Origin of the sequence: Vibrio mimicus CAIM 602 (genome assembly GCF_000338875.1) — a bacterium.
Taxonomy (GTDB): Bacteria; Pseudomonadota; Gammaproteobacteria; order Enterobacterales; family Vibrionaceae; genus Vibrio; species Vibrio mimicus.
In genome coordinates, this window is the sequence record NZ_AOMO01000027.1 from 120,225 (window position 1) to 134,165 (window position 13,941).

Consider the following 13,941-nt stretch of genomic DNA (forward strand, 5'->3'; position numbering starts at 1 on the left):
GTGAACAAAGTGCTGTGGATGCTGTTTTCGTTGATGGTATTGACCGCTTGTAGTTCGTCGGAACAGTACGAACCCGCGAAAGAGCCAACCAAAGTGACCTTTAGCCTCGTCAGTGATGAGGGGGTGAACCCGAACATCTGGGGTGAAGCGTCACCGATTGAAATTCAAGTGTTTGAGCTGAAGGATGACTCGATGTTTATGTCTTCCGATTATGACCAGCTTAGAACCGATTATAAAAAAGCGCTGCGCAGTAACTTTGTCAAAAACTATGACTTCGTACTGACTCCAGGGCAGTTCAAGTTCGTTAACGCTTTTGAAGTTGATGAAGAAACCAATTACATCGGTGTCATGGCACATTTTGCTGAACCTGAACTGAGTGAATGGAAGAAGGCCGTCAAGGTACTTAACAAGGGTCGAGAGTATCACCTGTTGATGCTGTTCAAAGACTACGATGTGAAAATGGATAGGGTGGAATAACAAACGATGTTTGCGCGTAACCGAGTGATCTGGAATGAAGGGTTATTTATTAAACCCCAACATTTTCAGCAACAGCAGAGATATATGGAGTACTGCCTGGATGAACGCCTGAGCACTGTAAGTCGTTATTTGTATGGAATTTCTGAGTTATCACTTAACCCTGAATATCTCTCTTTTGGTCGCATCGCGATTGAAAGGGCGGTAGGGGTCATGCCAGATGGCACCGCATTTCGTATCCCTCAAGAAGATCATCTGCCGGATGCATTGGAAGTGATGGATGCGTCATTGGCGAACCAGATTGTTTATCTTGCTGTTCCGCTGCGCAGTGAATCCTTGATGGAAATTAACTGGCCGGAAGAACGGGGTACAGGGCGTTTCGTCAGTCGACGTTTAGAAGTGCGTGATGTACACAGCGTGCAAGGGGATACCACTACGATTGATGTCTCACCTGTGCGTTTGCAATTGATGCTTGAACGTGAAGATCGCAGTTCGTTTGCTTCGATTGCTATTGGGCGCATTTTAGAAAAACGTCCTGATGGCAGTGTGGTGCTTGACCCAGATTTTATTCCTTGTCACTTGAACGTGGTTGGCATCTCATCATTACACCGCTTTATCAATGAAATGTCGGGTTTGATGCGGGAGCGCGCAAAAAATATCGCGCAGCGGATCAGCTCTCCAGCACAGGGTGGTGTAGCGGATGTGTCTGATTTCATGTTGTTGCAAGCACTCAATCGCCTGCAACCACAAATGAAGCATTTGGCTGAGCTGCGCAGCTTGCATCCAGATCGTCTGTTTGAATGCCTGTCTTCAGCTTGTGGAGAACTAGCCACTTTTACTGATGAAAGCCGACTACCCCCAAGTTTACCCAGCTATAACCATGACTTACCGAGCCAATCATTTCAGCCGCTGATCCGCAGTCTGCGTCAGAGTTTGAGTGTTGTGTTAGAGCCGCGTGCGGTTTCTATCCAGCTCGATAAACGTAAGTACGGCTTGATGGTTGCACCAATTCACGATCCGCAACTGATGGAAAGTGCGGAATTCATCATCGCAGTGAAAGCTCGTATGCCGCTTGATGAGTTGCGTCGTTTGTTCACTCAACAAACGAAAGTGGCTTCAGTTGAGAAAATTCGTGAACTGATCTCATTGCAATTGCCAGGTATTCCGTTGATTTCTTTACCGGTTGCACCACGTCAATTGCCTTACCACGCCGGTTATACCTACTACCAGTTGGACAAAACCAGTGCCGCATGGACGATGCTGACTCACTCCAGCGGTTTCGCGTTCCACGTTGCTGCAGCCTTTGATGATCTTGAGCTGCAATTCTGGGCAATCAGGAGTTAATCATGCAACAAAACAAGAAAGAGACGCCATTAGCCAGCTTGCTGTTCGATGATGTGGAAAAAATCAAACCACGATCAGGATTACTGGTTTCAACTGCGTGGTGATAATCCGAATGCTTTGATTGATGCGGCAACCCCGCTATTTGGTCTCTCTTTGCGAGTTCGCACCCTTACCGAGTGCGACAACATTGAACAGATCTATAACCAAGCGATTGAAGAGATTAAAGCGATTGAAATCGAACTGACTGAGCAAGGTTACGAGCACGCGATCTTGATGGCTTATCGTTACATTTTATGTGCATTTTTGGATGAATCTGTGATGGGCACTGAATGGGGCGCATCCAGTGTATGGGCTGAGCATTCAATGTTATCGCGCTTTCATAATGAAACTTGGGGTGGTGAAAAGGTGTTTACCATTCTGAGCCGTTTAGAGAGTGAACCCAGTCGTTATCACGCTTTATTGGCATTTATCTATCACTGCCTAATTTTGGGCTTTGAAGGCAAATACCGTGTCATGGAAGGCGGTTATGCCGAACGTGAAAAAGTGATTAGCCGTTTACACAATTTACTGAGCAGCCTTGGAGAAAGTGAGCCGCAAGACTTAACTCGTCCGACAGATCATGTAGTGCGTGCTAAATACACTCTAAGTCGACAAATGCCGATTTGGTCTATTTTTGCTGGCTTCATTTTGCTTTGGGTAGGGCTGTTTCTTGGCTACAGCTATGTGCTGCACGGCAAGTCCAGTGATGTGCTCAATCAACTCAATCAAATACTTTAATAATAATTAGGCTAGGTGGTACGTTGTGATCCGTATTGAATTACCCACTCTTATTGCAAAACTGAATGCACAAAGCAAATTGGCGCTGGAACAAGCAGCTTCTCTCTGCATTGAACGCCAGCACCCTGAAGTCACCCTAGAACACTACCTAGATGTGCTGCTGGATAATCCGTTATCTGACGTGCGTCTGGTACTCAAGCAAGCAGGATTGGAGCTTGAGCAGGTTAAGCAAGCAATTGCTTCAACTTACACTCGCGAACAGGTGTTAGACACTTATCCAGCATTTTCTCCATTACTGGTTGAGTTGCTGCAAGAAGCGTGGCTGTTGTCGACGACTGAGCTTGAGCAAACGGAACTGCGTTCAGGGGCGATTTTCTTAGCGGCGTTGACCCGTGCGGATCGTTACTTCTCTTTTAAACTGATTCAGCTTTTTGAAGGCATTAATCGCGAAAACCTGAAAAAACACTTCGCTGTTATCCTAAGCGACTCTGCGGAAACCGCTGTTTCACAAGGTGAGAAAAAAGCGGCTGGTGCTTTGCAGGAAGCAGCTGAAACACCACTTGGACGTTTTTGCACGAATGTGACAGAGCAGGCTCGTAACGGTGAGCTTGATCCTGTGTTATGCCGTGAAAATGAACTCAACTTGATGGTGGATATTCTGTGTCGCCGCCGTAAAAATAACCCGATCGTAGTGGGTGAAGCTGGGGTGGGAAAAAGTGCCATGATTGAAGGTTTGGCACTGCGTGTCGTGACAGGAAAAGTACCAACCCAACTGCAAAATGTTGAGCTTTACGCGCTTGATCTTGGCCGTTTACAGGCCGGAGCATCCGTTAAAGGTGAATTCGAAAAACGTCTTAAAGGCGTCATTGATGCGATTAAACAGTCGCCCAAACCTATCATTCTGTTTATTGATGAAGCGCATACCCTAATTGGTTCAGGCAACCAAGAAGGTGGTAGTGATGCCGCTAACTTGCTTAAACCGGCTTTAGCGCGCGGTGAGTTGAGCACGGTCGCAGCAACCACTTGGAAAGAATACAAAAAGTATTTTGAGAAAGACCCAGCGCTGACTCGCCGCTTCCAACTGGTCAAGCTTGATGAACCGACTATTGATCAAGCAATAGATATTCTACGTGGCCTCAATGGCGTTTATGAAAAAGCACATAACGTGTTAATTACCGATGATGCGCTTAAAGCGGCGGCTGAGCTGTCAGCTCGTTACATTTCAGGTCGTCAACTGCCTGATAAAGCGATTGATGTGCTGGATACCGCTTGCGCGCGTATTGCTATCAATATGACGACCCCTCCAAAGCGCTTGGCGTTGCTCGAAACACTCTGTCATCAGCGTCAGCTTGAAATTGATATGCTAGAGCGTGCGCAATTCTTAGGCCAAGATGTGGATGGTGAGCGCCTTGATGTATTGCGCAATCAAGAGTTAGCCGATGAAGCGGAAAAAGCTGAGCTGACGGCAAGTTGGCAGCAACAAAAAGAGTTGGTGGAGTCAATCATTGCACTACGTGCGGAGTTGATGGAGCTGAGCCAAGCGGAAGAACCCGATCCCGACCATTCGCAGGTGGTTCGTACGGCACTGCAAGAGCAGTATGAAGCGCTAGAAGCGATTGCTCATGAAAAACGTTTGATGCATCCGCAAGTCGATGCGGCTCAGATTGCGGAAGTGATCGCTGATTGGACAGGTGTGCCGGTTGATCAGATGAATACTGACGAATTGCACAAGATTACTCATCTAACCTCGATTTTAGGACAAGCAATCAAAGGGCAAGAAACAGCAATCGAGCGTATTCATCGCCATCTGCTAACTGCACGCGCGGATCTGCGTCGTCCGGGACGCCCGAAAGGAGCCTTCTTACTGGTAGGCCCAAGTGGGTAGGTAAGACGGAAACGGTGGTGCAATTGGCTGAACAGCTTTATGGCGGTAAGCAATTTCTCACTACTATCAACATGTCTGAATACCAAGAGAAACATACTGTTTCACGTTTAATTGGCTCTCCTCCTGGTTATGTTGGCTATGGTGAAGGTGGCGTACTGACTGAAGCCATTCGCAAAATGCCTTATTCCGTGGTCTTGCTCGATGAAGTGGAGAAAGCCCATCCAGAAGTATTGAACATCTTCTATCAAGGTTTTGATAAGGGTGAGATTGCGGATGGTGAAGGACGCGTCATTGATTGCCAAAACATCGTTTTCTTCCTGACTTCGAATTTGGGCTATCAAACTATCGTTGATTATGCAGATGAACCCGCCAAGCTCGATGAAGCTCTCTACCCTGAGTTAGCGGCTTTCTTTAAACCTGCTTTGTTGGCGCGTATGGAAGTGATTCCGTATTTGCCATTGGGCAAAGAAGTGCTGGCGCAAATTGTGCGCGGCAAACTGACGCGTCTCGAGAAGCTGTTCAAGACTCGCTACAGCGCTGAGGTGGTGGTTGAAGAGAGCTTGATTGACGAAATCTTAAGCCGTGCAACGCGCAGTGAAAATGGTGCGCGCATGCTAGAAGCCATCATTGAAGGCCAATTACTCCCACCCGTTTCCTTGGCGCTGCTCAATAAACTCGCCGAGAGAGCACCCGTACAGCACATTCGTTTGGCTGCCGAAGAGGGTGAGTTTATTGGGGAGGTGTCGTAGTCATGAGTCAATGGTTAGCGTTTGCGACCGAATTGGTGGGAGTGAGAAAATCCCACCAGCTTGCGCTGCAATTTGTGGATCTGCTGACTCAAGGTTTGGATCTGAGTGACAGCCTTTTGTTGTTGCCATCATCCGATGGGCGTTTACTTGTACCTCATGATCCGCAGCGACAATACGCTTGGTCTGTGACCGATTTTGATGTGCCGTTTGCTCACGTTTTACAGTCGTCGAATGCGATGCATCTGACCGCAGAAGAACTGGTTTTCTGGCAATCAAACCGCACTTTTGGCCAATTTACAGCCAAAGTTGGCATGTTTGACTCGGTGTGGATCCAACCTTTGCCGATGGGTAATCGTCAGGTGCACTCCATTTTGTTGCTGATGGGAGAAAGCCACGGCATCGTCAACGCTTTTGCAGATGCGGATTTTCTTAAGTTTGTTGAAGTGTTTTCACAGCAGTGGTCGTTGCTTAATGATATGCAGCGTGAAGAGCAAAACCGCCTTGAGCTAAAACAGTCGCTCACCGAGATTCAGCGAGATTCAGCGCAGCGCTTACTGGCAAATGATTTATCTCGCACCCTGATTGGTGAAAGTGCTGCTATGCAAAAACTGCGTGAGCAGATTGTTTCCGCGGCCAATTCACAACTATCGGTAATGGTGCAAGGGGAAACTGGCACAGGGAAAGAATTAGTTGCTGCGGCGGTACATGAGTTGTCTGCGCGTAAATCCGCCCCATTTGTGGCGATCAACTGTGCAGCAATTCCTGAACACTTGCTGGAAAGTGAGCTGTTTGGTTACTGCAAAGGCGCTTTTTCAGGTGCTGATGCAGATAAACAGGGTTTGATAGCGCAAGCCAATGGCGGCACTTTGTTCTTGGATGAAATCGGTGATATGCCGCTTACTTTGCAAGCTAAATTGCTGCGAGTATTGGAATCACGCACCTTCCGTCCACTGGGCGGTAAGCAAGAACTCAGTTCCGATTTTCGACTGGTTTCAGCGACTCACGTCAATCTGCTCGATCACGTTCGTAAAAAAGTGTTCCGCCAAGATCTCTATTATCGCTTGTTTCAATATCCGATTACTTTGCCACGTCTAGCATCGCGGTTAGACGATATTGAATTGCTGGGTGAGCATTTTGTGCGTGTGTTTAATTTGCAGCACAACACTCGTATTCGTGGTTTGAACTACCGAGCGATTGATTGTCTCAAGCAATATGACTTTCCCGGCAATGTCCGTGAATTAAAGCACTTAATTGAATTTGGTTGCGCGCAAACCGCGGATGGTACTGAAGTCGAAGCCAATTGCTTTGCCCATCGATTGCAGTCAATGGAATGCCTGAATGGATCTGGGCAAGTAAGCGCATCTTTGCCTAACGAAGAAAGCAAAGATCCAGCCTCCATTATGAGCAGTGAACCCAATTTCGCAGTGATTAATGACTTAAAGCAGGCACTGAATGAGTTTGAAGCGCAGATCATCAGTGAGCGTCTTACTCGTTTTTCTGGTGATCGCGCGAAAGCGGCGAAAAGCCTTGGCATTCCTAAGCGGACTTTGGCTTACAAGTGTCTGAAATTGGAGATCAAAACCCCATGAAAGCACAATACTTGTTGGCGAGCTTGATCTTGGGTTTGGTCGCTTTTTCAGTTGCGGCACAAACCGACACTGCCGAATCTGTGCTTGAACAAGCTCAACAATGTCGAGAGGTTTCGCCTCGTTTAGAGCGTTTAGCCTGTTTTGATCGTGTATTTGCCACGCCTTTAGAAGCGGTGACTGTGGAACCGTCGAGCCCTTATCCTGCTGAATGGAAACGGGCGATGATTGCTTTGGAACAAACGTCATCAGAGTCCGGTTGGGCATTGGTCACTGATGGTGAAGGTCAAGGCAGCAGTGCGTGGATTGCCTTACCTGCACAAAATCGTCCCTCGTCTGAACAGACCCCTCCTGTGTTGCTGCTTAGTTGCATCAACAATCTCAGTCGGATTGAGTTAGCGCTGCCAAAAGAAGTGGCGGATGCTCGGATTCAAGTTTCCATTCGCCAAGAGACGCAATTCTGGCGCAGTGATGATCACGGCGTGCTCTTTTCTTCGGCGCGCGGTATGCCAGCGATTGAAATGATGAAATTGGCAGGTAGCGAACCACGTCTGCAACTGCGTTCCAACGCGGCGTTTGCCAACGGTTTACAGTTTGACACCCGAGGGCTGAATGAAGCACTTGATGTGTTACGCGAACGTTGTGGTTGGTAAGGAGTGAGCATGGAAATTACCGAATACCGCCAATGCATCGCAAAACCCATCAGTAGCAGTCATCCTGTTGGAGAACGGTTGGTGGATCACCCACTGTTCGATTTTATTGAAGATCAGATGATGAAAGTCGGTTCGCTCTCCCATGCTTCCGTGCAGTGGGATGAGGTTGAACACAGCACACTCAAGCTACTGGGTGAACAGACGAAAGATATCAAGTTGCTGGTTTATCTACTGCAGTGTTTGCACAACCAGATGACGCCACCGCGCTTTATCACTTCGTTTGTGGTGATGAGTGAGTTTCTCAATCAGTACTGGACTGAAAGTTACCCTGCGCCAGGAGCGCGAGGCAATTTGCCACGGCGTAAATTTTTTAGCCAGATGGTGCAACGTTTCGCCGCCGCAGTCGATAAGCTTGATTTTCATCGGTTCGATGAAGCGGATCGTCAGGCTCTGGAAGCTGCGGTCGGTGAATGGCAGCAAGCCGTTGAAAAACAAGGTTTGTCATCTGAACTTGTTGAATCAGTGGTGATTCGTATTCAGGCAGAGCTGAAACGTGCTGAGCAGCAACATCAAGCTAAGGTGCAAAGTGCGAAAAGTGAAGTGCCGAGTGAAACGGCTCCTTCAGCAGCTGCCAGCATGGTGGTGGATAACTCAAGCGATAAAGCTGCGAAACAAACCTTGCTTAAGGTAGCTGATTTTTTGGCCGAGCAAGAATTTGGCATTGCGCTTTCAATTCGTCTGCGTCGTTTTGCTGTATGGGGCAGTATCACCTCACTTCCGGATCACAAACCTGATGGCGAGACATTGCTGCGTGGAATGCAGGCGGATCGCGTCAAAGATTATCAAGACCAACAGCGGCACCCAGATTTAGCTTTGTGGCGAAAAGTTGAACAAAGCCTAACCATGGCACCTTATTGGTTTGAAGGGCAGTGGATGAGTTACACCATAGCCCAGCAGCTTGGGAAAAGTGATTGGTGTCAGGCTATTGCCGAAGAAACACAAAATTTCTTACGCCGTTTGCCTTCATTGCTAGAGCTGAAATTCAAAGGCGGTGAGCCGTTTGTGAGCGATTCAGTTAAAGAGTGGCTCGCGAATGTAGGAGAAACGCAAAGCTTGGCTGGGAAATCGGTAGGTGGCGATTGGCAGGAAAAACGCAAAGAAGCATTTCAATTGGCAAAAGAAGGCGGCATCGCGGTGGCGCTTTCCATGCTCAATGATGGCTTAGTCAGTGCGATAGAACCGCGAGACAAGTTCTATTGGCGACTGCTTTCGGCCGATTTACTGCGTGCTAATCATCTTGATGCCATGGCTGGTGAACAGTATCAGACTCTGCTCGCACAGGTAACAACACTATCAGTACCTGAGTGGGAGCCGAGTTTAGTTGAACAAATTCAAAGATATACAACGTCAGAGTAAACAAGGACACAATTCATGTGGAAATACATTGTCGGAATAGTAAGGCGGTTTAAACCCACGGTGGTGGCAGCGCTCCCCATTTTGCTATTCACTACGTTCATTTTATTGAACGTCGCCATTTGGTGGGCAGGCCCTTGGTTAGAAGTGGCTGGCTATAAACCGCTAGAGTCAATGCTGGCTCGAGCCGTAGCGAGCAGTTTGTTTACTCTCGGCTGTTTAGCCGTATGGGGTATTTGGCAGTGGCGCAAGTTACAAGCCTTTAAAGCGGAACAAAAACGCGAAGAGCAACTGCGTCAAGATCCTATTAAAGTCTATGAAGAACGTCAGGAAGTTGAACTGAATCAGGTCATGCTTAACATGAAGCAAAGCCTGAATAAGCACAATTATCTGTATGAATTACCTTGGTATTTGGTGCTCGGCTTAGAAAATGCTGGAAAAACCAGCCTGATCAACCGCTCTGGACAGAACTTTGTGTTTTCTTCGGTCATGCGTGCATCTGGCCAAAAAAGTGAAAACCCATACTCATTTGATTGGTGGATTGGCGATGAATCGGTACTGATTGATCCCGATGGTGAGCTATTAACTCAAGGTAATCGCAGTGAAAACAGCGATGGTGCGATGGAACGTCGCTTGTGGTTACATTTTGTCAACTGGTTAGAGCGCACACGTAGCCGCCGCCCATTGAACGGGATTGTGTTGGCACTTGATGTATCACATTTAGCAACCGCAACGGCTTCTGAACGCAAAGCTTATGCCAATTTGTTGCGTGCGCGTCTGCGAGAGTTGATGGAAACTCTGTCGACTCGTCTTCCTGTCTATATCGCGCTAACCAAGCTCGATTTGTTGTACGGCTTTGAACCATTCTTTAAGCACTACACCAAAAGCCAACGTGAAGATGTATTGGGTTTCACTTTCTCTATGGATTCGGTGGATAACCTCGATTCTTGGTTGGAAGAGTTTGCAAACGAATATGCCCAGTTTGTTGAGCGGGTGAATACCATGCTGCCGCATTCGGTTGCATCGCCAATGACTCTTGAAGAGCGTAATGCGATATACAGCTTTACGCGACAAATTTCTGGTCTGAAAGATATCTTGCAGCAGTTCTTCCAAGAGGCTTTAGCAAGTGATCAGTTCTCAACGTCTGCCTTGGTGCGTGGTGCTTATTTCACGTCTGTTTATCAGCAGGGTGTACCTACTAACGCGTTTGATGATGCTGCATCGCGTCGTTATGGACTATCGCACGCGATCAATACTGCCCAGAGAGCAAAAAACTCGACCGTCTATTTCACCCAAAAACTGTTTACTCACATTATTTATCCTGAGGCGGGCTTGGCATCGGACAACTTCCGAATGGCTAAAAACAAACGCCGCATCATGGGGTTATCTTTTGTGGCGTGTTCAGTTGCGACGCTGTTGCTGGTTGGAACTTGGCATCGTAACTATCTCAATAACGTTCAACACGCGGATACCGTACTGACGAAGGTCAATCAGTATAAAAATCAGTTCCCATCAAGCCGTTATTTGGCGTCACAGCAAGATGTGTTGGAACCATTGAACAAGATCCGTGAAGCGACTCTTGAGTTTGGTTTCTTCCGTGAAAAACCACAGTACATCTCGGATTTTGGTCTTTACCAAGGGCACACCATTGGTCCGAAAGTCGAAGAGACCTACCTTAACTTGTTGGAAACTCACTTCTTGCCTTTATTGATGGCAGATGTCGTGGTGGCGCTCAATCAAGCACAAACCGATGAAGAACGCTTAGCGGTGTTACGTGTGTACCGCATGCTGGTCGATAAGAGCGGTCGTTACCAAGATTATGTGTTGGATTATTTTGCTAAATATTGGCAACGGTCTTTTTCTGGTCAGCGCCAGATCCAAGAAGAACTGCTGGGACACTTGGATTACGCAATGCAGCATACGGATTTGACTGCTGATCGCCTAAGAGGTGACAAAGGTGCTGAAAAGGTGATGCGCCCTTACGATCAGGTGATTGCACGAGCTCAGGTTGAGCTTGGTTCAATGCCGAACGATCAGCGTGTTTACCGTAACTTGAAATTGAGTGCACAGACCGTATTGGGGCCATCGATCAATCTACGTAGCTTGATTGGTCCTGTGTTCGATGTGGTGTTTGAAGAACGTGTAATTAACAGTAGCAGCTTATACATTCCCCAAATGCTGACTAAGCGCGGGTTTGATGACTACTTTATGCCGCAATCAGAATCGGTTTCTGAGCTGGCTTTGATCGACAGTTGGGTATTGGGGCAGAGCAAAACGGCGCAGTTTAGTGAAGCGGATAAACAAGCGTTACGCGATAAAATTCGTGATCTTTACGTAGCGGATTACACCAATACTTGGCGTGCGGCGCTCAATGAAATTGATGTTAAGTATTTCAATGACATTAATGATGCCGTGTTGGTGCTGGAAAACATTACCAGCAACCTTGAGCCAATGCAGCGTTTGCTTCGCACATTAGATGACAATACTCAACTGTATAGCGCATTGCCTAAAGATGAAGCGGCGCTGAAAGAGCTGGTGAAAAGCCCAAAATATAAAGTGGCCTTACTGATCGAAACGCCGTTCGCTGACCTTAACGGCATGCTCAAGCCAGTTGGAAGTAAACCCGCCTACCTCAATGAAGTGTTGACATCCGTCGAGGAAGTCAAAGGCTATTTAAGATCTATCAAGGATGCACCAGATGTTGGCATGGCAGCGTTGGATGCCACAAAATCACGAGTTAGACTGGTCAATGCTGATCCTATTTATACCCTGAAACGCATCTCTTCCGGTTTGCCAAAACCATTGGATACCATGATAGCTAAGCTTGCGGATGAAAGCTGGTATGTAGTTAAGCAAGAGGCGATCAAACATCTTGAAGTACGTTGGACAGAAGATGTGTACAAGACCTTCCAAAGTAAATTGGCTGGACGCTACCCATTCAATCCAGCGTCGAGCAAAGATGCATCGTTGGAAGATTTTGAGTCTTTCTTTGCACCGAATGGTACGTTGGATAACTTCTACAACCACCAGTTGAAGATGTTTATCGAAGAGAACATTACCGTAGCGTCGGATGACTCCGCACAATCTCTTATCCGTAAAGAGGTGTTGGATCAGATCAAGCAAGCACAGAAGATCCGTGAGGCTTTCTTTAACCGCAAAGGGATCTTGGATGTGAGCTTCTCGGTTGAGCCGCTTAGCTTGAGCAACAACAAACGCCGAAGTGTACTGAATGTCGATGGTCAGTTCTTGGCATACAGTCATGGTCCTCGTGAAAACGTTGAGCTGATTTGGCCAAATACCTTACGTGATTCTGCAGTGTCTAAAGTGACATTAATCCCGACCAAAACCAATATGTCGCCACGCAGCATTCAAATCCAAGGTCCGTGGGCATTCTTCCGCTTACTGGATGAAGGCGATGTTGTCGCGGCTAGCCCAACTTCCGTTGATTTTAAATTTATTGTCGATGGTGGAGAGATGATTTATCGCATCAATTCCGAAGCCGATGCGAACCCATTCACTGAACGTCTATTCAAGTCGTTCAAACTGTCTAGAACACTTTATTAAATAGATTTGCCAGAGCGATAACCTCGCTCTGGCTTTTTTAGGACGAAGTTGTTATGTCCAATGTGATTTTTATTGAGAATGTTTGCTACCGATTAACCAATGATTCTGAAGGGATACGTGTATTAGAACCCTATTTACGGGTTCGAGAAGAGATTAACCGTCGTTTCAATCCAATTGCAGGGGGCACGGATTGGCAAGTGGTGAAAGAGCATTGCGAACGACTGGCTTGTAATCACGGCATGGATTTTCTGATCTGCGGTTACTACGCGGTCGCATGTTTGAAAACTCAGGGGCTAGCAGGTTATGCCACTGGTATGGAACTGATGAGCGCGAGCCTAGCTAATCAAGGTGATTGCGATGCTAAAAGTGCCAAGATACGTAAAGAGATCCTTGATTGGGTCAATGCGCGAGTAGTGCAGGAGTTAAAAGCCCTTAAACCAACGCATGAGTCGTTGCGCGATCTATATCGTGCGGAGCGTCACTGTGAGCGGCTACATCAACTGTTTGAGTTGCAGCAAACGGAATACAAAGTCGATTTTGAAGGGGTTGGTTTTGCTCTCTTTGAGCATATTGACCGCATTGAAACTCAATATCACAGCTTGTTGAAAAAACAGGAAAAAAATGAACCACCTAAGCTTAAATTTTGGCAGCGGGGATATGGTTTAGTTTTGCTTGGGTTAGTGGGTATCGAGCATTGGGGGGGCGGTAGGTTTTTTGGCTTGGTCCTGGTTTTACACCACACCTTACGCCAAACCACAATTGGTTACTGCGCTCAACAATGTTGAGCAGGCACAGGCATTGATCCGTGAATCTTCTCAGGTTCAACGGGATCGTTGGCAAGATGAGTTAGTACCGCTTTATCGCTCGGCACTTGAACGCAATTTAGCGACCTCATTCAGTGATTCCAAGCAGCAAGCCATGAGTCATTTGCTATTACTACGTGCTCTTTATCCAGAGAATGAGCAAGTCAATGCGTTGAATAAAGCGTTTAGCCTTCAGCAGCAAGAAGCACTGGAGCAAACTGCGCTGTTTGTTGCTAAGTTCAGCGATATTCGTACAAGAATATCCAATATCGCGTTGTTAGCTAAACGCGGAAAATGGGGCGAATTGGAAAAGCAAACCAAGTCATTGGAAGAGTTTGCCGTGAGCCTCTCTCCCATTTATGGACGAGTTGAGTATGTACAAGGTTTGCTTGAACAAGGGGATTTCATTAATGCAGCCAAAGAGTTTGCCATTCTTAAACAAAGGCTCGATAGCCTGAGTTGGAAAATCGCTGAATTAGAGTTACGCATCCGCGATGCTTCTCAATCACAGTGACTGATTGCTGGGTAGAGAAGCTGAGGCAAAAACTCGCTCATAGGCAGTTTTTTGCTTGTTTGAGGCAAGGGATTGCTCGTTAGTGATAGCAAAGCCTTATTCGGTAACGGAAAACTTGGCAAAAAGCTGGCATTGAGTTTGCCATTCTCTGCCACACGAGATTTAAACAATCATATGAT

Annotated in this window: 6 protein-coding genes and 3 pseudogenes; all 9 read left to right on the plus strand. The window is 47.0% G+C overall.

Annotated elements, in window-relative coordinates; genetic code table 11:
- The 9 genes and pseudogenes from tssJ to D908_RS0119245 all read left to right on the plus strand — a co-directional run bounded on the left by tssJ (window position 1) and on the right by D908_RS0119245 (window position 13,762).
- Window positions 1-477 (plus strand): type VI secretion system lipoprotein TssJ, encoded by a 477-nt coding sequence (gene tssJ, locus D908_RS11475; RefSeq protein ID WP_001045316.1) that lies wholly within the window; start codon window positions 1-3, stop codon window positions 475-477.
- Between the two features lie 6 nt (window positions 478-483).
- Complete coding sequence (gene tssK / locus D908_RS11470; protein WP_005524043.1) at window positions 484-1,818, plus strand: type VI secretion system baseplate subunit TssK; 1,335 nt, start codon at window positions 484-486, stop codon at window positions 1,816-1,818.
- Window positions 1,819-1,820: 2 nt separating this feature from the next.
- Window positions 1,821-2,595: pseudogene (gene icmH / locus D908_RS11465) on the plus strand (type IVB secretion system protein IcmH/DotU).
- Between the two features lie 25 nt (window positions 2,596-2,620).
- A pseudogene (gene tssH / locus D908_RS0119240) lies at window positions 2,621-5,229 on the plus strand (type VI secretion system ATPase TssH).
- Between the two features lie 2 nt (window positions 5,230-5,231).
- Window positions 5,232-6,818, plus strand: a complete 1,587-nt coding sequence (locus tag D908_RS11460; protein WP_005524045.1) for a sigma-54 interaction domain-containing protein — start codon at window positions 5,232-5,234, stop codon at window positions 6,816-6,818.
- Entirely contained in the window at window positions 6,815-7,468 is a 654-nt protein-coding gene (gene vasI / locus D908_RS11455) for a type VI secretion system-associated protein VasI (RefSeq protein WP_005524046.1), read from the plus strand. Before D908_RS11460 ends, vasI begins: the two co-directional genes overlap by 4 nt.
- A 9-nt stretch (window positions 7,469-7,477) precedes the next feature.
- Window positions 7,478-8,884, plus strand: coding sequence for a type VI secretion system protein TssA (tssA, locus tag D908_RS11450; RefSeq protein ID WP_005524047.1), 1,407 nt, complete (start codon window positions 7,478-7,480; stop codon window positions 8,882-8,884).
- A 15-nt stretch (window positions 8,885-8,899) separates the two neighbouring features.
- The gene (gene tssM / locus D908_RS11445) at window positions 8,900-12,445 is read left to right on the plus strand and encodes a type VI secretion system membrane subunit TssM (protein ID WP_005524048.1); all 3,546 of its coding nucleotides are present in this window, start codon (window positions 8,900-8,902) and stop codon (window positions 12,443-12,445) included.
- 53 nt (window positions 12,446-12,498) lie between these two features.
- Window positions 12,499-13,762 (plus strand): annotated as a pseudogene (locus D908_RS0119245) (type VI secretion system ImpA family N-terminal domain-containing protein).
- Window positions 13,763-13,941: the final 179 nt, after the last annotated feature.